26 protein-coding genes and 1 riboswitch are annotated in these 19,463 nt (G+C 42.8%); of the genes, 19 read left to right on the top strand and 7 right to left on the bottom strand.

The annotated features are described in order from the left end of the window. The first annotated feature begins 6 nt into the window (after nt 1-6). The 3 genes from GPA07_RS14050 to GPA07_RS14040 all read left to right on the top strand — a co-directional run bounded on the left by GPA07_RS14050 (nt 7) and on the right by GPA07_RS14040 (nt 2,413). Complete coding sequence (locus GPA07_RS14050; RefSeq protein WP_008355341.1) at nt 7-636, top strand: GTP diphosphokinase; 630 nt, start codon at nt 7-9, stop codon at nt 634-636. Nucleotides 637-701: 65 nt separating this feature from the next. Then, nucleotides 702-1,502 carry an NAD kinase gene (locus tag GPA07_RS14045; protein WP_008355343.1) on the top strand — a complete coding sequence of 267 codons (801 nt, stop codon included), beginning with the start codon at nt 702-704 and terminating at the stop codon, nt 1,500-1,502. 44 nt (nt 1,503-1,546) lie between these two features. Next, on the top strand, nt 1,547-2,413 hold the full coding sequence (locus tag GPA07_RS14040; protein ID WP_071169176.1) for an RluA family pseudouridine synthase: 867 nt from the start codon (nt 1,547-1,549) through the stop codon (nt 2,411-2,413). A gap of 40 nt (nt 2,414-2,453) precedes the next feature. On the opposite strand, the gene prpE is transcribed toward GPA07_RS14040, so the two are convergent. Continuing rightward, a complete protein-coding gene (prpE, locus tag GPA07_RS14035) occupies nt 2,454-3,197 on the bottom strand; it encodes a bis(5'-nucleosyl)-tetraphosphatase PrpE (protein ID WP_008355347.1) in 744 nt (247 codons plus the stop codon). Nucleotides 3,198-3,357: 160 nt separating this feature from the next. Here prpE and GPA07_RS14030 point away from each other — a divergent pair, with 160 nt between their 5' ends. From GPA07_RS14030 to GPA07_RS13985, 10 genes are all read left to right on the top strand, one after another. Continuing rightward, on the top strand, nt 3,358-5,205 hold the full coding sequence (locus GPA07_RS14030; RefSeq protein WP_008355350.1) for a monovalent cation:proton antiporter family protein: 1,848 nt from the start codon (nt 3,358-3,360) through the stop codon (nt 5,203-5,205). A 53-nt stretch (nt 5,206-5,258) separates the two neighbouring features. Continuing rightward, nucleotides 5,259-5,368: riboswitch (TPP riboswitch) on the top strand. An 84-nt stretch (nt 5,369-5,452) separates the two neighbouring features. Continuing rightward, on the top strand, nt 5,453-6,163 hold the full coding sequence (gene tenA / locus GPA07_RS14025) for a thiaminase II (protein ID WP_157293158.1): 711 nt from the start codon (nt 5,453-5,455) through the stop codon (nt 6,161-6,163). Then, nucleotides 6,138-6,755 (top strand): thiazole tautomerase TenI, encoded by a 618-nt coding sequence (gene tenI, locus GPA07_RS14020; protein ID WP_157292840.1) that lies wholly within the window; start codon nt 6,138-6,140, stop codon nt 6,753-6,755. Before tenA ends, tenI begins: the two co-directional genes overlap by 26 nt. Next, entirely contained in the window at nt 6,739-7,851 is a 1,113-nt protein-coding gene (gene thiO / locus GPA07_RS14015; protein WP_157292839.1) for a glycine oxidase ThiO, read from the top strand. The genes tenI and thiO overlap by 17 nt, the downstream gene beginning before the upstream one ends. After that, nucleotides 7,848-8,051 (top strand): sulfur carrier protein ThiS, encoded by a 204-nt coding sequence (gene thiS, locus GPA07_RS14010; protein WP_071167772.1) that lies wholly within the window; start codon nt 7,848-7,850, stop codon nt 8,049-8,051. The genes thiO and thiS overlap by 4 nt, the downstream gene beginning before the upstream one ends. A gap of 4 nt (nt 8,052-8,055) precedes the next feature. Further along, the gene (locus tag GPA07_RS14005; protein WP_008355361.1) at nt 8,056-8,823 is read left to right on the top strand and encodes a thiazole synthase; all 768 of its coding nucleotides are present in this window, start codon (nt 8,056-8,058) and stop codon (nt 8,821-8,823) included. Next, a complete protein-coding gene (locus GPA07_RS14000) occupies nt 8,820-9,833 on the top strand; it encodes a thiazole biosynthesis adenylyltransferase ThiF (protein WP_157292838.1) in 1,014 nt (337 codons plus the stop codon). Before GPA07_RS14005 ends, GPA07_RS14000 begins: the two co-directional genes overlap by 4 nt. 17 nt (nt 9,834-9,850) lie before the next feature. Next, nucleotides 9,851-10,657 (top strand): bifunctional hydroxymethylpyrimidine kinase/phosphomethylpyrimidine kinase, encoded by an 807-nt coding sequence (thiD, locus tag GPA07_RS13995; RefSeq protein WP_157292836.1) that lies wholly within the window; start codon nt 9,851-9,853, stop codon nt 10,655-10,657. 279 nt (nt 10,658-10,936) lie between these two features. Continuing rightward, nucleotides 10,937-11,713 (top strand): enoyl-ACP reductase FabI, encoded by a 777-nt coding sequence (gene fabI, locus GPA07_RS13990; protein ID WP_008355367.1) that lies wholly within the window; start codon nt 10,937-10,939, stop codon nt 11,711-11,713. Nucleotides 11,714-11,827: 114 nt separating this feature from the next. After that, complete coding sequence (locus tag GPA07_RS13985; protein ID WP_157292834.1) at nt 11,828-12,397, top strand: CotO family spore coat protein; 570 nt, start codon at nt 11,828-11,830, stop codon at nt 12,395-12,397. Nucleotides 12,398-12,433: 36 nt separating this feature from the next. Here the strand turns inward: GPA07_RS13985 and GPA07_RS13980 are convergent, their stop codons facing one another. The 5 genes from GPA07_RS13980 to GPA07_RS13960 all read right to left on the bottom strand — a co-directional run bounded on the left by GPA07_RS13980 (nt 12,434) and on the right by GPA07_RS13960 (nt 15,071). After that, nucleotides 12,434-12,877 (bottom strand): CotY/CotZ family spore coat protein, encoded by a 444-nt coding sequence (locus GPA07_RS13980; RefSeq protein ID WP_008355371.1) that lies wholly within the window; start codon nt 12,875-12,877, stop codon nt 12,434-12,436. 214 nt (nt 12,878-13,091) lie between these two features. Further along, complete coding sequence (locus GPA07_RS13975) at nt 13,092-13,583, bottom strand: CotY/CotZ family spore coat protein (protein WP_008355373.1); 492 nt, start codon at nt 13,581-13,583, stop codon at nt 13,092-13,094. Nucleotides 13,584-13,730: 147 nt separating this feature from the next. Further along, nucleotides 13,731-14,216 (bottom strand): spore coat protein, encoded by a 486-nt coding sequence (locus tag GPA07_RS13970; protein WP_008355374.1) that lies wholly within the window; start codon nt 14,214-14,216, stop codon nt 13,731-13,733. Between the two features lie 88 nt (nt 14,217-14,304). After that, the gene (locus GPA07_RS13965) at nt 14,305-14,640 is read right to left on the bottom strand and encodes a hypothetical protein (protein WP_008355377.1); all 336 of its coding nucleotides are present in this window, start codon (nt 14,638-14,640) and stop codon (nt 14,305-14,307) included. A 44-nt stretch (nt 14,641-14,684) separates the two neighbouring features. Then, a complete protein-coding gene (locus GPA07_RS13960) occupies nt 14,685-15,071 on the bottom strand; it encodes a spore coat protein (protein WP_157292832.1) in 387 nt (128 codons plus the stop codon). Nucleotides 15,072-15,248: 177 nt separating this feature from the next. Between GPA07_RS13960 and GPA07_RS13955 the strand changes: the two genes are divergently transcribed. The 5 genes from GPA07_RS13955 (at nt 15,249) to GPA07_RS13940 (ending at nt 16,725) form a co-directional block, all read left to right on the top strand. Then, a complete protein-coding gene (locus GPA07_RS13955) occupies nt 15,249-15,599 on the top strand; it encodes a DUF1360 domain-containing protein (RefSeq protein WP_157292830.1) in 351 nt (116 codons plus the stop codon). Nucleotides 15,600-15,670: 71 nt separating this feature from the next. Beyond that, on the top strand, nt 15,671-15,799 hold the full coding sequence (locus tag GPA07_RS19035) for a hypothetical protein (protein ID WP_008355383.1): 129 nt from the start codon (nt 15,671-15,673) through the stop codon (nt 15,797-15,799). Between the two features lie 86 nt (nt 15,800-15,885). Continuing rightward, nucleotides 15,886-16,107, top strand: coding sequence for a hypothetical protein (locus GPA07_RS13950; RefSeq protein ID WP_008355385.1), 222 nt, complete (start codon nt 15,886-15,888; stop codon nt 16,105-16,107). Nucleotides 16,108-16,191: 84 nt separating this feature from the next. Beyond that, nucleotides 16,192-16,329 carry a YjcZ family sporulation protein gene (locus tag GPA07_RS13945; protein WP_157292828.1) on the top strand — a complete coding sequence of 46 codons (138 nt, stop codon included), beginning with the start codon at nt 16,192-16,194 and terminating at the stop codon, nt 16,327-16,329. Nucleotides 16,330-16,467: 138 nt separating this feature from the next. Further along, nucleotides 16,468-16,725 carry a sporulation-specific transcription regulator SpoVIF gene (locus GPA07_RS13940; protein WP_003212292.1) on the top strand — a complete coding sequence of 86 codons (258 nt, stop codon included), beginning with the start codon at nt 16,468-16,470 and terminating at the stop codon, nt 16,723-16,725. A gap of 16 nt (nt 16,726-16,741) precedes the next feature. Here the strand turns inward: GPA07_RS13940 and GPA07_RS13935 are convergent, their stop codons facing one another. Continuing rightward, nucleotides 16,742-19,051 carry an ATP-dependent helicase gene (locus GPA07_RS13935; RefSeq protein ID WP_157292826.1) on the bottom strand — a complete coding sequence of 770 codons (2,310 nt, stop codon included), beginning with the start codon at nt 19,049-19,051 and terminating at the stop codon, nt 16,742-16,744. Between the two features lie 126 nt (nt 19,052-19,177). On the opposite strand from GPA07_RS13935, the gene GPA07_RS13930 reads away from it, so the two are divergent. Further along, the gene (locus GPA07_RS13930) at nt 19,178-19,435 is read left to right on the top strand and encodes a hypothetical protein (RefSeq protein ID WP_008355389.1); all 258 of its coding nucleotides are present in this window, start codon (nt 19,178-19,180) and stop codon (nt 19,433-19,435) included. The last annotated feature ends 28 nt before the right edge of the window (nt 19,436-19,463 follow it).

Here is a 19,463-nt window from a genome sequence, read left to right as displayed (position 1 = left end):
AGTTTCATGGACAAAAAACAATGGGATCAATTCCTCGCACCATATAAGCAAGCAGTCGAAGAATTAAAAGTGAAACTAAAAGGCATTCGGAAGCTTTATGAATTTGAGGATGACCATTCACCAGTAGAATTTGTCACAGGCCGAGTGAAACCCGTTGCCAGCATATTAGAAAAGGCAAAGCGTAAAAACATTCCGATGCATGAGATTGAAACGATGCAGGATATTGCTGGGCTTCGCATTATGTGCCAGTTTGTAGAAGATATACAAGTTGTGAAGAAAATGCTTCAATCACGAAAAGACTTTGTGGTTGTAGATAAACGCGACTATATAGCAGAACATAAAGAAAGCGGATACCGCTCGTACCACCTTGTTGTGTTATATCCGCTGCAAACGATTAACGGAGAGAAGCAGCTCCTCGTCGAAATCCAAATCCGTACATTAGCCATGAACTTTTGGGCGACCATCGAGCATTCTCTGAATTATAAATATAGCGGGAATATCCCGGAGAAAGTGAAGCTGCGCCTTCAAAGAGCTTCTGAAGCAGCATCTCGTCTTGACGATGAGATGTCTGAAATTAGAGGCGAAATTCAGGAAGCGCAAGTGGCATTCTCTCGGAAAAAGAAAAATGATGCGTGAGCCTGAGCTAAAACAAATATGATGCTGCCTTCTCATAGCAGCAAGGTGAAAAAGGAGAAGAATTCATGAAATTTGCAGTTTCTTCAAAAGGGAATTCTGTATCTGACACACTCAAAAATAAAATTCAGACCTACCTATTAGATTTTGGGATGGAATTAAATGAAGAGGAACCCGATCTTGTCATTACGGTAGGCGGAGACGGAACCCTTTTATATGCTTTTCACCGGTATAGCAACCGTCTGAATGAAACAGCTTTTGTCGGCGTACATACAGGACATCTTGGATTTTATGCGGACTGGGTACCGAGTGAAATTGAAAAGCTTGTGTTAGCCATTGCAAAAACACCTTATCATATTGTGGAATATCCGATTCTTGAAGTCATCGTCAGATACAACGATGGCGGCCGGGAAGAAAAATATTTAGCGATGAATGAATGTACGATTAAAAGTATGGAAGGTACGCTTGTGGCAGATGTTGAGATTAGGGGTCAACTTTTTGAAACATTCAGAGGTGACGGTCTTTGTTTGTCTACGCCATCTGGCAGTACGGCTTATAATAAAGCGCTTGGCGGCGCGATTATTCATCCTTCCATTAGAGCCATTCAGCTTGCAGAAATGGCCTCAATCAACAACAGAGTGTTCAGAACGGTTGGCTCACCGCTTATTTTGCCAGACCATCATACGTGTGTGATCAAACCGATTAATGATGTGGATTTTCAGGTGACAATAGATCATTTGTCGCTGCTGCATAAAGATGTGAAATCCATTCAATGCCGAGTGGCAGACGAGAATGTCCGTTTTGCCCGTTTTAGACCATTTCCTTTTTGGAAAAGGGTGCAAGATTCCTTTATCGGCAAAGGAGAATAAGAAAGAGGTTGTTCTCGCTGGAATACTTTAAGATAAACAAAACCATGACAGCCAAAGAAGAAGGCCGTCTGTTGAAGGACTACTTAATTGATCTTGGCATTTCAAAAAGAATGCTGACAGATATTAAATTTGATGGCGGTGACCTCCTGATTAATGGAGCGCATGTTACCGTGAGATATGAACTGCGGGAGGGCGAGAAGCTCACTATTTTATTTCCTGAGGAAAAAGTGAGTGAAGGGCTAAAGCCCGCGCCGATTCCGCTTGATATTTTATTTGAGGATGAGCATGTGCTTGTGCTGAATAAAAAGCCATATATCCCATCGATTCCTTCTAGAGAGCACCCTGAGCATAGTATTGCGAATGGGCTGCTGCACCATTATGCTAAGCAGTCTGTCCGGCTGACTGTCCATTTGGTGAGCCGCCTAGATCGGGATACCTCTGGTGTCATGTTAGTCGCTAAACATCGCTTTGCACACAGCCTTTTATCAAAGGCGCAGAAAAAAGGGGAAGTCAAGCGAACGTACAGAGCGTTTACACATGGCATGATCACGCAAAAGCAAGGGACGATTCGAGCAAAAATTGCTCGAAAAGGGGACAGTATGATTGAACGAATGGTTGATGAGTCTGGTCAGGAGGCCGTGACACATTATACAGTGCGGGCGGTAGACACTCATTTAGACATGTCTGATGTGTCTCTTACCCTTGAGACGGGAAGAACCCATCAAATTCGTGTGCATATGCAATTCCTTGGTCATCCTCTCATTGGAGATACGCTATATGGCGGATCGAGCGAGCGGATAGACAGGCAGGCGCTGCATAGTGAAACCCTTGTCTTTCCGCATCCGATCACAGGGGAGTCCATGACATTTTCGGCTCCTTTGCCAGATGATATGACATCATTGCTTCAGTAAACAAGTAAACCCGGTCACCTGTAATGGTGGACCGGGTTTTTTATGGTGTGAAATGCTGGAACCTTGTTTCATCATAAGGCATAGATGAAGGGACAGAGACAGTCTCAAGCTCAGGATATCTTAGAGCGGATAGCCGGTGGCCAAAGACGCAGCCTGTATCGATGTTAACTGTTCTGCCAACAAACCGGGGTTCTTTTACGGGTGTATGCCCGTATACAATCCAAGGTTTCCCGTGATACTCCTTTGCCCAGTCCTTCCTGACAGGACGCCCATCTGGCCAAGTTTCTCCTGTGACAGCTCCAAATAAAAGATAGGATCGCGTCTGTTTATTCGGTTTTCTTCCAATATCCTTTTCCCTCATCGCTGCGTGTGCAATGATTAGCTCATCTTGAATCAGCACATCATAAAGCGGCGCCTTCTCAAATAACTGCTTAAATTCATGTGATAATTTGGTCTGTTCATGGAGCGGCAGGTTTTTGATTTCGCTTACCGTTGTTTCAATGCCATGCAGTAATTTAACGGGATTTCCTTTCAAATAGCGATAAAGTTTAAAACAATGGTTGCCTGGCACGTAGCGGATCGCTCCCTTGGAATAGGCTTGTATGACAAATCGCATCACGTCTACTGATTGAGGACCTCGGTCTGTTAAATCACCAACAAGGGCTAGTGTTCTCTTATCAGGGTGGACAGGTAGTCCATGTTTGAGTTTGTATCCTAGTTTGTGTATGAGGGTAAGCAGCTCTTCGTAGCAGCCGTGGATATCGCCGATGATATCGAATTTCATAAAGGTTCCTCCTGATTTTTTCATCCATTTATCGGATATAAAGAAGTTTGAATTTTAGAAAATATAACGAATGGCTTTCATTTCGTTTGGGCAATTGTTAGAATCAATGCTTTAACGTAAAACTTAAAAATTAAACATGAATGTTAGGAGGCTTTAGCCAATGGAGCATACATCTGTTTCATCACTCGTTGTCGTTATTATTGTAGCCTTTTTCACCCCTATTTTATTGCACCGGTTTAAGCTGACCATTCCGGTCGTTGTCGCCGAAATTATCATGGGGCTCATCATTGGAAAAAGCGGTCTTCAACTAGTTGTTGAACATGACGCATGGCTAGATACATTATCCATGCTAGGGTTTATTTTTCTTATGTTTTTAAGCGGACTTGAAATAGATTTTTCTTCTTTTGAATCTAAGAAGAAAGCACGAGAACTGCCCAATGGTTTAAAAGAACCAAATACATTTAAAGCAGCGACCATTATTTTTCTTGGCGTATTTTGTATTTCCTTTATCCTGTCCTATGCGTTTGTGCTTGCAGGTTTTATCCAAAATGCCTTTTTAATGACGCTTATTATTTCCACGATTTCATTAGGTGTAGTGGTTCCAACTTTAAAAGAGGAAAAGCTGATGCAGACAAATATTGGTCAAATCATTTTGCTTGTGGCTGTCATTGCTGATTTGGTGACGATGATTTTACTTGCTGTGTTTTCCTCCATTTATGGCGATGGAACAGGGAACATGTGGCTGCTCTTATTATTATTTGCTGCGGGTATTCTTCTTTATTTATTTGGCCGAGTATTTAAGACAAAATCCATTTTTCAGTCCATGTCAAAAGGAACGGTGCAAATTGGGACTAGAGCTATCTTTACTCTCATTATAGTCTTAGTTGCCTTATCTGAATCACTCGGTGCTGAAAATATTCTGGGCGCATTTTTAGCTGGTGTGCTTGTGTCTCTTCTTTCGCCTAATAAAGAGATCGTTCAGCAGCTGGACTCATTTGGATACGGATTTTTGATCCCAATCTTTTTTGTGATGGTCGGTGTGGACCTGAATATATGGGCACTCTTTAAAGATCCAACCATTTTGATCATGATTCCACTGCTGTTTATGGCATTATTGCTTAGTAAGCTCGTCCCGATTCTTTATTTGAAAAAATGGTATGACATGAAAAAGGTCGTCGGCGCTGGTTTTTTATTAACCTCGACATTATCTCTTGTCATTGCAGCTGCGACGATTGGTGAGCGGCTTGGTGTCATTGATCATAAAATGTCAGGAGCGCTTATTTTAGTTGCTGTGTTGACGAGTATTTTCACCCCTGTTTGGTTTAAGGCACTATTTAAACAAGAACGTGAAACCAATCATAAAAAGCGTGTGACTTTTATTGGGGCTAATCAGCTGACCTTACCAGTGACACTTGATTTGCATCAGGATGAATATGACATTCGTATTTTGCATGTCTTTCAAGAAAATAAAGAAGCCCTTCTTGCTGACTCGATCTTTGAAGTTGAAGCGATTGAACAATATGACGATGAGACGCTGAGACAGGCAGGGATTGGCCAAGAAGATGTGCTCGTTGTGGCAACAGGCAGTGAAACTAAAAATAAGGAAATTGCATTATTTGCAAAAGAAGCAGGAGCCAAACAAGTCATTGCCAGTGTGAACAAAGCGGAGACAGAGCTGACATTAAAGGAAGCAGGCATTGATACGTTTTCTAACTTTCTTTCATCTAAAACGGTGCTAAGGGCATTGATTGAAGCACCTGATGCGATTCGTTTGTTAACGAATGAGGATTCTTCTTTGTATCAAATTCAAATGAACAATCATCGGTATCATAATGTCATGCTGCGGGAATTTCCTTTTACCGGCGATTTGGTGTTTGTCCGTATTTTTAGAGGAGTAGACAGTTTAGTACCGCATGGTGATACAACGCTTAGAAGCGGTGACCGCGTGCTTGTGTCGGGCTCTCGGGAGTATGTGGCAGGACTTAGAGCGCAGTTAGAGTTGCAATGAGCCCTTGACCAATGAACAATTCCTGATTAAGATAGAGGTACAACATGATAAGTTTGATCCACTAGGGGAGTCCTTTAAAAGGGCTGAGATAAAAGTGTCGACTTTTAGACCCTCATTACCTGAACAGGTTCATACCTGCGTAGGGAAGTGGTGCGGTTTTTGACTATGCATTTTACAAATTCCAAGCCACTTTCCATATGGAAAGTGGTTTTTTTATATGGAAAAACAGGAGGAGAGGAACATGAACATGACATTTTCAAATGAATGTAAAGAAGCAGCAGCGACTTGGTGGAATGGAAGCTTTACACATCCTTTTGTAAAAGGGATCGGAGATGGCACACTTTCACTCGATCGTTTCACCTATTATGTGATGCAGGATTCGTATTATTTAACTCATTTCGCAAAAGTACAGTCGTATGGAGCGGCCATTAGTGAGGACTTACATACGACAGGCAGAATGGCGTATCATGCACAAGGCACGTATGAAGCAGAGCTATCGCTGCATAGAAAATTTACAGAACTGCTTCAGATCTCTGATGAAGCACTCGCCAGCTTTAAGCCTTCTCCAACTGCTTATGCATATACCTCTCATATGTATCGTTCTGTGAAAAGCGGCCGCTTTGAAGAAGTTTTAGCCGCGTTACTGCCGTGTTACTGGCTATATTATGAGGTGGGGGAAAAGCTGAAACAAACAACACCTGACCATCCGATTTATCAAGAGTGGATTTTGACATACGGAGGGGATTGGTTTAAAGAGCTTGTGTTTGAACAGGTCAACCGCTTTGATGAACTCGCGGAAAGAGCGCCAGAACATGTACGGGCCAATATGAAAGAAAATTTTGTGATTTCAAGCTATTACGAGTACCATTTTTGGGAGATGGCGTATGAAAAAGAAACGTGGCAAACAGCATGCTTAGATGGGGTTGGTGCAAATGGAACTCCACGCAGTGACAAATGATTCACTTTCTGTGAGCGAGCTGATCAATCAAATAAAAGCCGTTGAGCCTGAAGTAGACTTTATTCATATACGGGAACGGTCTAAAACAGCAAGTGAGCTTGTTCATCTCGTGAAACAACTCCTTGCAGAAGGCGTTCCGAAAGAGAAGCTTATCATCAATGACCGAGTCGACGTTGCACTGCTCACCAATATTCACCGTGTGCACCTTCCAGGCCACAGCTTTTCGCCAAAGGAATTGAGACAAAAATTTCCTCACTTGCATGCGGGGGTGTCTGTTCATTCGATAGAAGAAGCCAAAGCAGCCGAGAAGAACGGGGCAGAGTATGTCATGTTTGGGCACGTATATGATACCGCATGTAAACCAGGACGAAAGGCGAGAGGCATCAAGCTTGTGGAAGAATTGACTTCTGCGCTGTCCATTCCGGTGGTTGTGATTGGTGGCATAACGCCTGATCGACTGCCAGAATTGATGCATATTGATTTAAAAGGAATAGCGGTCATGTCCGGTATTTTTACTCATCCTCAGCCGCGCAAGATGGCACAAGCATTTTCTCAAAAGCGAAAGGAGAATCCTTATGAACAAGCATTATGACGTTGTGATTATTGGTGGTGGAATCATAGGGATGTCAATCGCCTATCATCTTGCAAAAGCAGGAAAGAAAGCCCTTTTACTTGAGGCAAATGAGGTAGGAAAGCAAACAACGAGTGCGGCCGCTGGTATGCTGGGTGCACATGCTGAAGGAGAAGGTGATGAGGATATTTTCTTTCAAGTAGGGAGAAGAAGTCAGGCTCTATATAAAAAATTAAAAGTCGATCTTCAGCATGAATCGGGCATTGATATACGGGCATCAGCGGGCGGCATTATGAAGGTGGCTTTTACAGAATACGAAAAGCGTGCACTTTGCCGAATGCAGCATCTGCCCACATTTGAATGGCTTGAAGCAAGCAGCGTAAAAAAACGCATCCCTCAAATCACAGATGACATCATAGGAGCAGGCTTGATTGAAGATGATGTGCATGTGGAACCGTATGCGGTATGCAGGGCATTATGGCAGGCGGCTGTTCGGTACGGGGCAGATGTGAAGGAGTTTACGCCTGTTATCGAAGTGAAGACGGGCAAAGAAGCATTGACTGTTAGAACAGCTGGAGGCACATTCACATGTGATCATCTGACTGTAGCAAGTGGTGTATGGTCTGGCCGTTTTTTTGAGGAAATGGGATTCTCGCATTCTCTCTATCCAGTAAAAGGAGAATGCGTGTCTGTGTGGAATAACGGTCCAGCACTTGCACACACCATTTATCATGATCATTGTTATATCGTTCAAAGAGATAGAGGCAAGCTGATCATTGGTGCAACGATGAAGCCGAATGACTGGCAGGCGATTCCGACACTTGGCGGCATTGAAACTGTTATCAAAAAAGCGTCTCAGCTAATGCCATCCATTCAGGAGATGCCAATTGATCAATGCTGGGCAGGTCTTCGTCCAGCGACAAGCGACCGGCATCCCTATATCGGAAGACACCCAGAAGATGAGCGTATTCTTTTTGCGGCAGGACATTACCGAAATGGCATTTTACTTGCGCCCATTACCGGTGAAATCATTCGCGACCTGATAGTAGGCGAGCCTGTCAATGAAGAATGGCTTCATGCGTTTCGTATTGGCCGAAAGGAGGCATTGTTCGTATGAAAATTCAATTGAATGGAAGAATCGTTGACTTTGATAAAGAAAATGGAACGATCTTTGATCTGCTATCAGCCTATCAGCTTGAAAACCGTGTGGTGATCGTCGAAAAGAACCAAGAAATTATAGATAAAGAAGCCTTTCAACAAGTAGAAATTCAACCAAATGATACGATTGAAATCGTTCATTTTGTAGGAGGAGGATGACACAATGCTACACATTGGCGGAAAAACATTCACATCAAGACTATTACTTGGTACAGGAAAGTATCCATCATTTGAGGTTCAAAAAGAAGCGGTCAACGTATCAGAAGCTGAAATTTTGACCTTTGCTGTACGAAGAATGAACATATTTGAACCATCACAGCCCAATTTCTTAGAGCAGCTTGATTTATCAAAATATACATTGCTGCCGAATACAGCAGGGGCAAGTACAGCGGAAGAAGCGGTACGTATTGCCCGTTTAGCGAAGGCTTCTGGATTGTGTGACATGATCAAGGTAGAGGTGATTGGCTGTTCAAGGTCTCTTCTACCAGATCCAGTCGAAACGTTAAAAGCTTCTGAAATGCTATTAGAAGAAGGTTTTATCGTGCTGCCATATACGTCAGATGATGTGGTGCTGGCACGGAAATTAGAAGAACTCGGTGTCCATGCCATTATGCCAGGTGCTTCTCCGATCGGTTCAGGTCAAGGGCTGCTAAACCCTCTGAATCTCTCGTTCATTATCGAGCAGGCGAAGGTGCCAGTCATTATTGATGCTGGTGTAGGCTCTCCGAAGGATGCTGCTTATGCGATGGAATTAGGGGCTGATGCTGTCTTGCTGAATACTGCCGTGTCTGGCGCAAAGGACCCGGTGAAAATGGCAAAAGCGATGAAGCTGGCGATTGAATCGGGAAGACTCGGTTTCGAGGCAGGCCGTATCCCGTTCAAAAACTATGGGACAGCCAGCAGTCCTCAGGAAGGAATGCCAGCGTTTTGAGCACACGTTATTCACGCCAAGAGCTTTTTAGACCGATTGGAACAGATGGGCAAAAGCGGCTAAACGCCTCAAAGGCTGTCATTATTGGCGCAGGGGCACTTGGAACAGCAAGTGCCGAAATGCTCGTTCGTGCCGGCGTAGGATCTGTCACCATTTTGGATAGAGATTATATTGAATGGAGCAACCTGCAGCGTCAGCAGCTTTACACAGAGCAAGATGTTCAAGATCGGCTGCCAAAGGCTGTGGCGGCTGAAAAAAGACTCAAGCAGGTGAACAGTGACGTCCAGGTAAGAGGAATCGTCATCGATGTGACCGCTCAAAATATGGAAAAACTTGTGAGCGGGGCATCCATCATCGTGGACGCAGCGGATAATTTTGAGGTGCGAATGATTGCAAATGATGCGGCCATCAAACAACAAATTCCCTTCCTTTATGGAGCCTGTGTAGCCAGCTATGGTATTCAATTCACTGTTATTCCTGGTGAAACACCATGTTTACACTGCTTGCTTGAGCATTTACCTGCACAAGGCATGACTTGTGATACAGCAGGAATTATTAGTCCAGTTGTGCAGCAGGTGGCGGCATATCAAGTGGCAGATGCACTGAAGTTGTTAACAGGACACGAAATGACTCCGATATTAAGATCGTTTGATTTATGGACAAATGAGCGAGCTGATATACGCTCCGCTGCGTCTTTAAAAAAGAAACAATGTCCAAGCTGCGGTCTTAAGACATATCCATTTCTCTCATATGATCAGAGAGCAAAAGCAGATGTATTATGTGGACGTAATACGGTGCAAATTCGCAGTGCAGCAGGGACACCTCCAGTTTTACATGAAGTAGCCCGTCAGTTAAAGAAAGCAGGAATGGATGTACTAGAAAATCCGTATTTGCTATCCTGTCAAAAGGATGAGTACAAGCTCGTCTTATTCAAAGATGGCAGAGCGCTTGTACATGGTACAAGTGATATTGCCAAAGCGAGAACGATTTACCATCAATGGATTGGCTAATGAGAGGGTGTGATGAAATGACGATTAAAAAGGCGTTAACCATCGCGGGTTCTGATTCTGGCGGCGGTGCAGGCATTCAAGCAGACTTGAAAACCTTTCAGGAGCTCGGTGTGTACGGAATGTCTGCGATCACAGCGATTACAGCGCAAAACACACTTGGCGTTCACGGTATTTATCCACTTTCAACCGAGGCGCTCACAAGTCAAATTGATGCAGTGGCAGAAGACTTATTGCCGGATGCCGTCAAAACAGGGATGCTGTGGAGTGCTGAAATGATCAGCGCCGTCGCTGAAAAAACGGTGCAATATGAGTTCAAGCTGATTGTAGATCCAGTCATGATTGCAAAAGGCGGGGCCTCTTTATTAAATGAAGATGCTGTCTCCGCCATGAAAACACATTTACTGCCTGTCAGTTATGCTGTAACGCCGAATCTTCCTGAGGCAGAAGTACTGACAGGCACGCGTATTCAGACGAAAGAGGATCGCTACCGAGCAGCACAACTTCTTTATGAGCTTGGCACGAAATATGTTGTGATCAAAGGTGGTCACGGTCCTTCAGGCGGCCTCATTACAGATCTGTTGTACGATGGAAAAGGCTTTATTGAAGTCACAAATGAACATATTGATACCAAGCATACACACGGCACAGGCTGTACGTTTGCGGCGGCATTAACAGCAGAAATAGCAAAAGGGCGTTCGATGAAGGAAGCCTTTGAAACAGCAGAAACCTTTGTCCATGAGGCAATCAAATATCCTTTGCATATTGGCGCAGGACATGGGCCAACCAACCATTTTGCTTATCAGCAAAACAGGCGTAACACATAAAAGGGGACCGTCTTCACTTGTGAGGACGGTCTCATCGTGTAGACAAACCCTCACATTCGCCCGCAGTCCTGCACGCTGGTTGCGCACGAAGGTCAAATTCGCTCCGCAAAAGTAGCGGCCTTTCCTAGATTTCAAGGGCTTTCAATCACGATGAAAAGAAGACAAAGGGCTAAAAAGAAACTTTCTTTAAGCGGAAATTGTCAATATCTCATGATTTGTGATAAGATTATGATCAGGTACTAATACTATGTCTTGAAAAAATAGGAGGCTTTAATACATATGAAATTTTCTTTAGAAGGCCGTAATATCGTGGTCATGGGTGTTGCTAATAAACGAAGCATCGCATGGGGGATTGCTCGTTCACTTCACGAAGCAGGAGCTCGTTTGATTTTTACTTATGTTGGAGACCGTCTTGCAGAATCTGTTAAAGAGCTTGCAAGCACACTTGAGCGTGATGATTCCATTATTCTTCCTTGTGATGTAACAAGTGATGAAGAGATCGAAAAATGTTTTGCAACGATTAAAGAAAAAGTACAAGTCATCCATGGTGTTGCACATGCGATTGCATTTGCAAACAAAGAAGAGCTTGTTGGTGAATACTTGAATACGAACCGTGAAGGTTTCCTTTTGGCGCACAACATTAGTGCATATTCATTAACAGCTGTTGCAAAAGCAGCACGTCCGTTAATGACAGAAGGCGGAAGCATTGTCACACTTACTTACTTAGGCGGAGAACGTGTCGTATCTAACTACAATGTCATGGGTGTTGCAAAAGCAGCACTTGAAGCAAGTGTGAAATATTTAGCAGCTGATCTAGGAGCAGAAGGTATCCGTGTGAACAGCATTTCTGCTGGTCCGATTCGTACATTATCTGCAAAAGGAATCAGCGGATTTAATACAATCCTTAAGGATATTGAAGAGCGTGCACCGCTTCGCCGTACAACGACTCCAGAGGAAGTCGGCGATACAGCATTGTTCTTATTCAGTGACCTATCCCGCGGCATGACAGGTGAGAATCTTCATGTTGATTCTGGCTTCCATATCATTGCCCGCTAAACGAATACATGACTTGCAGCATACCGATGACGGGTATGCTGTTTTTTTATTTTTCTTCTGATTTGAGGGGTCCGCTCATATATATAAGGAATGAATCATTCGGGAGGGATCAGTATGTCAAATAAAGGTGATGAGAATCAAAAGCCGCTTATGTATATTGTGCAGCCGAGCTATGATGAATCGGCGCCGGCCATGCAAAATATTGTGAGAAAACGAAAGAAGTCAGAAAAACCGCCAGAAAGCAAAAAAAGCACTAAAGAGGAAGCAAGTGAAGAAAGCAGGCAGGAACCTATATCTCAAGAAGTAGAGCAGAAAAAAGAAGAGCCGCCTGCACCTGAACGACAGGTCATACAGGAATCAGAGCTCTCACAAGAGCGAGAGTCAGTACAAGAACAAGAAAAGCCGCCAGAAGGCGTATTTCATGAATCAAAAGAAGAACCAAAAAGAAAACGAGTGAAAAAACCTTTAAGTCAAATGAACGTAGAGGAGAAGGTCGATTTTCTGACAAGTTTGCCGCATAATATGCCAAGAGCCCTTTGTCTGATTGAAGCCGATGGAAAGACATACAGAGGGATTATCATGGAGAGAAAAGACAATACGGTGGTCATCCGTACAGCAGGCGGCGGAAATCCAGTGGAATTAGCGATGGATGATATCTCTTCTATTCATCCGCTTGGTTTTTAATGAACATCAAAAAAGTCCCATAAAGGGACTTTTTTGTTAGCAGCTACGGTTGATGAGACGTGGATTTAAGCACTCGATTGCGCAGAAGCAGTCAAGGTCCACTTCGATGCAATACTTTGATTTTTCTAATCGGAACACATCACATACGGAATCTTTATCTGTAAAATCTAAAATATGACGGTCTTTGTCAAATGCAATAAGCAAGCTGAGTGTTGCGCAGTGATCAGAGATGTGTTCGACTCTGAAAAATGCAGTGCTGAAGCAAGGGCCAGCATCTACTTCTCCGACGTTTCCGAATGCGACAAATGGTTTTGATTTTGATGTAAATAGAACAAACGGGACAGTGTCACCTAATGAATGTGATGGAGAAAGGAGATTGCTGTAACAGCTAGTCGGGCAATCTTCTTCGACGGCATTTTGTAAGTCGTCTATGTTTTCAACAGCCTCTGCTACACAGTTCCATGAATGTTTGCGGCTCATATTCAACCCTCCTATACAAGGAATTTTGTTTGAGTGTTTGAGCACTATCATCATCTACAAGCTTTATTATGTGACTCGCCGGTTTGAAGCATCTAGTTTCAATCAATGCGGAAGCGTCCGCTTTTTTTGGCTGACTGCTCCGCATGATTGATTTTCATTCTTTGAGGAAGGGGATGCTTTGATTCATGACAAGTTAGGTCAACGGACGAGCTGTTTAGCCGTGATGATGATGTTTTTTATCTTTTGTTGGCAGCACTCTGTCTACAAGTTCTGGGTTTAAACATTGGATCGCGCAGAAGCAGTTCAAATCAACCTCGATACAAAAGTCCGTTTTTTCTAACCCAAAGAAGTCAGGGTCGCAAGGGTGACAAACGCTTAACGTATGTCCGTGTACATCGACAGGTCTTAACACAGATAATGTGGCACAGCAGTCATTTAATTTTTCAACCCGGAAGAAGATGGATTCGAAGCATTGGGAATCGTCAACAAATCCTCCAATGTTTCCGAAAGTAGAGAACAATCCGCCCTTTTTATCAAAAAGTAAAAACGGAATCGTATCTTTTCCAGAAACTGTTGGGCTTAATAAATTACTGTAGCAGCTCGTAGGACATTTATCTTCTACAGCTTCCTGCTCTGCTAAAATCTTATCAACCGCATCGCATACACAGTTTTCATCATGTCGGCCATGGTGTTTTCCGCAGCTCATGGATTTCAGCTCCTTTAACAAGGTATTTGACTTTAGTCCTTAACAACATATGTATGCGCCCTCTAGTTGGTGTGGGTAAATGACTATTTATCTTTGTTGTATTTTTAGAAAAAGGAAAAGCAGAGCTTTTCGCTCTGCTTTTGTACATTAGAGGATACCAATTGCAACGATCGTCGCAACAAGTGTCTGTGTAAGCGTTTGGATGGCAATAGAGATGTCCGCATCGATTGTAGAGACTGTAACGTTTCTAGAGTTTTCGATGACAAGTTTCTGGCGATTTGTTTGTTTGTGGCTAGCTGCTTGCAATAGATCTTGAGTGACGCGGTCAGCTAGGTCACCATCAGCGATTGAGATGTTTGTAATGGTGATGATCGCTGTTTGAACAGCTGCTTGGATAGATGCTGCAACCTGTGCATCAACAGAAGAGACGTTAATGTCACAAGAATCTCTAACGATAATGACTTCCTCAGATGTCTGCTTTGTCACACTCACTTGATCAAAGTCTTGTAAAACATCTTCATCATCATAATAGTTGCCGTCACAAACTGCTTTTCTTTCGTAGTTATGATGGTAATCGCCGTGGTGTGTACAGTTACGATCTAGAGCGACCCAAGAGTATGGTTTAGAATCCATTTCTTTTCCTCCTTCCGTTTACTTTATTAAATGCTGGAATGATTGGTTTTGTCTCGGGCATTTATCCTAGCAGGCAACCCATTTTTATTTAATCGTTATTTTGCTGCGCTTGACGGCGCTGCTGGATACGATCTCGAAGTGAATTTCGTTTAGGACGCACTTGTGGTTCAGGCTCGACCTCTTCTGCATGTTTTGCTGCCTCTGCCTGACGCTTTTTCTCCTGCTGCTGCTGTACGAAATCATCTGCTTTCTTTTGTAAATCCTGAACCAGCTTCAAAATCATCCTTCTTTGATCTTCTGAAAGGTTTGCTTTCTGATCATCTGTGACATTATTTTTGTTTAAAATATCACTCACAAGAAGGCTTGTTAATGGATCAACATCAGTGTTGATTTGAAACTCCTTTTTTTCGTTCTCTTCAGCCACGATTATTTCACCTCTTTCATACATGATGTTAGAAAAAGAAAGGGTCAAAGAATGCCGGCTTCAACTAAAAGTACATTCAGTGTTTGAGTGAGAATTTGGACGGAGTTCATAATGGATGCATCAGATAATGTAATCGTGACGTTATAACAATTGATGATTTGAATCACTGTTTTCTTTTGAACTGTCACTTGTTGTGCAGCTAAAAGCTGTTCTGTGATGTCTGCAGCCAATTCATCATCTGGTACAAGAATTTGAATTAAAAGAGTAATGATTGTCGTTACGGTCGCTTGAAGGGAGAGTGCGGCTGTTACATCTGTTTTATGAATCGTGACATTTTCGGAATCCTTGATCTCGATGAAATCATCATAATTGCTGATTAATTCGTTTAACAGGTGTGTGTATAATAAATCAGCACTTTCTTCAATAGACAATACTTTCACTCCTTTCTTATCTATACATTATTTAATGCAGCAGAGGCTCAAGGTGGAATCGGAAAGCATGAAAAAGTACAACCCAATTTTATTTCCACTCGATTCATCATGGCGGTCTTTCTTTTTGCATATATAAAGAAAGGACGGAAAAAGAAGAATGAAGGAGGTGGAGGTTCCATGAGCGGCGCTTTGTCATTTGCTATATTTGCCCTCGCATCCTTTAGGCTGACGAGATTGATCGTGTTTGATACGATTACAGCCCCTTTTCGCCGCCTATTTCATGAAGAGCAAGAAGAGGTAAACGAACAAGGCGAAGTCGAGACCTATATTATCATCAAAGGAAAAGGGCTGCGGTCTTGGATAGGAGAGCTGTTAAGCTGTTATTGGTGTACGGGTATGTGGTGCACTGCTGCTTTACTTGTCATATACATACTTTTTCCTGTCATCAGCGTGTGGCTTCAATTACTATTAGCGATTGCCGCAGCAGCAGGCATTATTGAAGCGGTCGTGTCGAAGCTTGTGAAATAAACAGGCATTCTGATCAGACACGCTTTTAAAAAATGCATATACTAACATGGAATAGGAAAGGAAGGGTTGCGATGAAACCAACTGAAACGCCGTCACATATGCTCCAAGGGTATCCAGCGCAGTCAAACCAACAATCTGTATATACGAAGAAAATCAAGAAGACTGGCTGCGGGTGTGGAAAGAAAAAGAAATATCAATAGTAGAAAAAACAAAAGCCGGATTTATCCGGTTTTTTTGTTGCCCTTTTTTCTAGTTCTGCATATGAAAGAGAGAAGGGGTGACCAGAATGGACGCATTCGAACAATTAATCGGCTCATTGTTCACTAACCCTCATGATGGGAAAGAACAAGCGCACGAAAAGGTTGAAATGGATCTAGCTGATAAAGCCAATGATCTTGAACAGCATTTAAAGGTATTTGGCGACAAGATGGATGCGTTTGCGAAAGAAACAGAGGCATTCATGATGCGTCATGGAGATGCAGCTTACGTCTTTAAACAGCAGAAATGAAAATTCCGCACTTTTTTATGTGATCGTCCAAACCATTTCTTGTATTTTTCATATTTTGAAAGGGAGAAGAGGAGGTGCTTAAATATGAGTTTTTACGGTTACGGTGGCGGTTATTGCGGAGGTTATGGCGGCGGCTACGGCGGCGGTTATGGTTCAACTTTTGTTCTTGTTGTCGTGCTTTTCATCCTTCTAATCATCGTTGGTGCTTCTTTCTTTAACTAAACAGTAAGAAGGTGAGGGAAGCAATGGGGGAGCCTTTTGCTTTCCTTTCTCTTTGATTGAACAACGCGGTAGGATAGGCACATATCTCGCCTATTTTCATATAGTAAGGTGATTACTCCACAACGAGGAGGCAAATGAATGGATAATAAATTTTTTAAAAGCGTGGAAAATAAAACTGGTGTGAATATGAATGATGTCTTTAAGCTTGCAGGATCTTTACAAAATGCTAATTTTAAAGACGAAGCGACCGTTCGAGGTGTCATTAAAAAAGTAGCGCAGCTTGCAAACAAACGTGTACCTAAAGAAATGGAAGACAAAATCGTTCAATCCATTACAAGTGGAAAAGAAAAGCTTGATTTCAATACAATCGCTAAAATGATGAATAACAAAAAATAAACAACAGGCTCTCCATTTAAAGGGGGGCCTGTTGTTTTTGTGTGAATAATTCACGATTTTTCTTTAAAAGGGGGTACAAAAAGCGGGAGCGGTGAGCAGTTTTTCCTCTTCTATATGATGGAACGGATAGATAAAGGGATTGTTCTGCTCTCGTCATGGCAACGTATAATAAGCGCCGCTCCTCTTCAATGGCTTCTTCATCACCGTTTCTCAGCTCATCAAGTGCAAAGTCATGAGGGAGCGCCCCATCAACCACGCTCGTGATGTACACTGTTTGGAATTCTAGCCCCTTCGCACGGTGGATCGTCATGAGCTGAACGCCTGGTTCATCTGATTTTTCCTTTTCAGCAGATTTCATATGTACGGCATGAGCGAGGAAGGCTTCAATTGTTTCAAAACGTTTCGCCGCTGTTTTCACATCTCGTACATCATCTGTTCCTTTTTCAAGCACATTCGTATCATTCACTCGTTTTTTTAAATAATCACCAAGTCCCATCCTTTGTTCAATAAACGCTACAGCTTCAGATGGCTTTAACGATTTTAACGTTCGAAACAGGGGAACGATCGATTGTAGTTTTTTGCGCTGAAACGGCTGAATGTCTGTTAGCTTTCCAAGTGCCTCTACCATAGAACAATCTTCCGTAATGGTCAGTGCCTTCATGGTATTCAGTGTTTGCTGCTTTAAAAAGAAAACGGGTAGCAGCAGCTTCATTGCGGCGACATCATCTGCATCCTGACTTAGCGAAAGAAAAGCGAGCAGCACCCGAACAATTCTTCTGCTATAAAAGGCTTTTACGCCAGCATCGGTTTGATACGGAATCGCCGATTGATGAAGACGTTCATAAATCGCACGGCCTCCTGTATTCGTTCTAAACAGCACGCAAAAGTCATTCGGTTTTGCACCGTTTTTAATTTTCTCCTGAATATCTGCTACGATCATGGTCGCTTCCTCTTCCTCGTCATATGGATAAAAAAGAGTCGGCGGAATTTTCTCCACGCGAACGGCTTTTAACGTTTTCTCGTAACGATGCTGGTTCTTCTTAATAATGGCGTCTGCACTTGCGACAATCGTATGATGAGAGCGGTAATTTGCATGTAAATGGACGATCTCGGCCGAAGGATAGTCCTGTTTGAAGTCAAGAATAAAAGCAGGATTGCTTCCTCTAAATGCATAGATGGCTTGATCATCATCACCTACACAAAATAGCTGCTCGGATTCTCCAGCTAAAAGCTGGATTAATTGATATTGTACGGGATTAATATCTTGAAATTCATCTACTAAAATATACTTGAATCGTTCTTGATATTGTTTGAGCAATTCAGGCTGCTTATTCAGCATGTGTAAACAGGCAATGGCCATGTCATCAAAGTCAAATTGTTGATTTTCACGCTTTTGCTGTTCGTATGACTGATAGATTGTCCACATTTGCTTTTCCTTTTCATCTTTCAGCTCAGGAAGTTCGTTTGGTAAAAAAGCATTTTTCCAATAGCCGATTGATTGCAGCACTTGATCGGTTGGATAGTCTTTTTCATCAAGTCCTTCATTCATGATCGCTTTGCGAATATACTGCTCTTTTTGCCAGTCGAATTTAATCAAATGCTGTCCGTTCCATTTGCCCCGATCATCGTGAAGCAGCATTTTATAAAATAGACTGTGGAATGTGCCTGTCACAACTTGGCTCGCCTGTGAAGGATGAAGCTGATACTGCATACGTAGTCTTTCTTTCATTTCACTGCTTGCTTTTGTGGTGAAGGTCACGAGCAGGATATGGTGAGCAGGGATTTGATGGTGCGACATCAGATAAGCAGCTCTTGCTGTCAGTACCCTTGTTTTCCCGCTGCCGGCGCCAGCTAGTACAAGCATCGGACCGTCTTTGTGTGTGACAGCTTGAAGCTGCGGTGCGCTAAAGGTGATGTGTGGAAAGAGGTCAATGGTATGCACTTCTTCATTCTTTTCTATATGAAAGGTTTCGCCAAATTGAATGGATCGTGGTTCCTGCCAGTCATCCGATTCTTCTGTTTGTGAGATGATCTGTTTGCCGGTTGGAAAGCGAAAGCCGCCAAGTTCTTTGTAGGATGCCTCTTCCTCTCGTTCAGCCGGTTTCTTTTCCTCTTGTTGTTCTCTTTTTTCGCAAATCTCTTGCTGAGATATTTGCTTATGGATAAAGGCAGGTTCTTCATGTATATTTAATCTAAAAAAGACGGGTTGTCCGCAATATGGGCAAGATAAATGCCCTTTTTTCCCCTCATCATGGAGGAATTGATAGTGTTCTCTCGAATATGTATGTAATGAGATCGTTCGATCATATCGTCGTGCGCATTTCAAAGCTAGTCCTCCAGTAGTCAATCAATCTTAAAAAGAAACACATCTAATCATATCAAATGAGGCGTGTTTCAAACAGTCATAATTAGGGAATAGTAGAGTAGAAGAGAAGCAAAGGAGGCGTTCTTGATGGGATATATAGCCCCGATTCAGCCGGATCTGTATTTTCAATATATCAATCGTCCTGCTCCTCAGGATAAAGAAGACTATGCGAAAGTGACGAAGGTCACCCGCACCTTTCATGACAAGGTATACAGAGAGCTGGAGAAAAAAGAGGACTTAGTGACAGAAGCGGAAACGAAAGTACAGCAAAAAAAGCGGGAACGCTTTGTACGAGATATGTTTATGGAAGAAGGCAAGGGCATTCATATCAATGTCTATATATAAATGACTGCGCTTTCTTCACTAATCGAAC

Source organism: Bacillus sp. ms-22, assembly GCF_009759805.1.
Classification (GTDB): Bacteria; Bacillota; Bacilli; order Bacillales; family Bacillaceae; genus Bacillus; species Bacillus xiamenensis.
Note: the sequence above shows the minus strand (reverse complement) of the source record. Positions and strands in the feature narration are given on the sequence as shown.

What these genes read in the sequence shown, in the direction of transcription:
- GPA07_RS14050 (WP_008355341.1), top strand. Translation starts at nt 7, where the DNA reads ATGGACAAAAAACAATGGGATCAATTCCTCGCACCATATAAGCAAGCA.
- GPA07_RS14045 (WP_008355343.1), top strand. Translation starts at nt 702, where the DNA reads ATGAAATTTGCAGTTTCTTCAAAAGGGAATTCTGTATCTGACACACTC.
- GPA07_RS14040 (WP_071169176.1), top strand. Translation starts at nt 1,547, where the DNA reads ATGACAGCCAAAGAAGAAGGCCGTCTGTTGAAGGACTACTTAATTGAT.
- prpE (WP_008355347.1), bottom strand. Translation starts at nt 3,197, where the DNA reads ATGAAATTCGATATCATCGGCGATATCCACGGCTGCTACGAAGAGCTG.
- GPA07_RS14030 (WP_008355350.1), top strand. Translation starts at nt 3,358, where the DNA reads ATGGAGCATACATCTGTTTCATCACTCGTTGTCGTTATTATTGTAGCC.
- tenA (WP_157293158.1), top strand. Translation starts at nt 5,453, where the DNA reads ATGACATTTTCAAATGAATGTAAAGAAGCAGCAGCGACTTGGTGGAAT.
- tenI (WP_157292840.1), top strand. Translation starts at nt 6,138, where the DNA reads ATGGAACTCCACGCAGTGACAAATGATTCACTTTCTGTGAGCGAGCTG.
- thiO (WP_157292839.1), top strand. Translation starts at nt 6,739, where the DNA reads ATGAACAAGCATTATGACGTTGTGATTATTGGTGGTGGAATCATAGGG.
- thiS (WP_071167772.1), top strand. Translation starts at nt 7,848, where the DNA reads ATGAAAATTCAATTGAATGGAAGAATCGTTGACTTTGATAAAGAAAAT.
- GPA07_RS14005 (WP_008355361.1), top strand. Translation starts at nt 8,056, where the DNA reads ATGCTACACATTGGCGGAAAAACATTCACATCAAGACTATTACTTGGT.
- thiD (WP_157292836.1), top strand. Translation starts at nt 9,851, where the DNA reads ATGACGATTAAAAAGGCGTTAACCATCGCGGGTTCTGATTCTGGCGGC.
- fabI (WP_008355367.1), top strand. Translation starts at nt 10,937, where the DNA reads ATGAAATTTTCTTTAGAAGGCCGTAATATCGTGGTCATGGGTGTTGCT.
- GPA07_RS13985 (WP_157292834.1), top strand. Translation starts at nt 11,828, where the DNA reads ATGTCAAATAAAGGTGATGAGAATCAAAAGCCGCTTATGTATATTGTG.
- GPA07_RS13980 (WP_008355371.1), bottom strand. Translation starts at nt 12,877, where the DNA reads ATGAGCCGCAAACATTCATGGAACTGTGTAGCAGAGGCTGTTGAAAAC.
- GPA07_RS13975 (WP_008355373.1), bottom strand. Translation starts at nt 13,583, where the DNA reads ATGAGCTGCGGAAAACACCATGGCCGACATGATGAAAACTGTGTATGC.
- GPA07_RS13970 (WP_008355374.1), bottom strand. Translation starts at nt 14,216, where the DNA reads ATGGATTCTAAACCATACTCTTGGGTCGCTCTAGATCGTAACTGTACA.
- GPA07_RS13955 (WP_157292830.1), top strand. Translation starts at nt 15,249, where the DNA reads ATGAGCGGCGCTTTGTCATTTGCTATATTTGCCCTCGCATCCTTTAGG.
- GPA07_RS19035 (WP_008355383.1), top strand. Translation starts at nt 15,671, where the DNA reads ATGAAACCAACTGAAACGCCGTCACATATGCTCCAAGGGTATCCAGCG.
- GPA07_RS13950 (WP_008355385.1), top strand. Translation starts at nt 15,886, where the DNA reads ATGGACGCATTCGAACAATTAATCGGCTCATTGTTCACTAACCCTCAT.
- GPA07_RS13945 (WP_157292828.1), top strand. Translation starts at nt 16,192, where the DNA reads ATGAGTTTTTACGGTTACGGTGGCGGTTATTGCGGAGGTTATGGCGGC.
- GPA07_RS13940 (WP_003212292.1), top strand. Translation starts at nt 16,468, where the DNA reads ATGGATAATAAATTTTTTAAAAGCGTGGAAAATAAAACTGGTGTGAAT.
- GPA07_RS13930 (WP_008355389.1), top strand. Translation starts at nt 19,178, where the DNA reads ATGGGATATATAGCCCCGATTCAGCCGGATCTGTATTTTCAATATATC.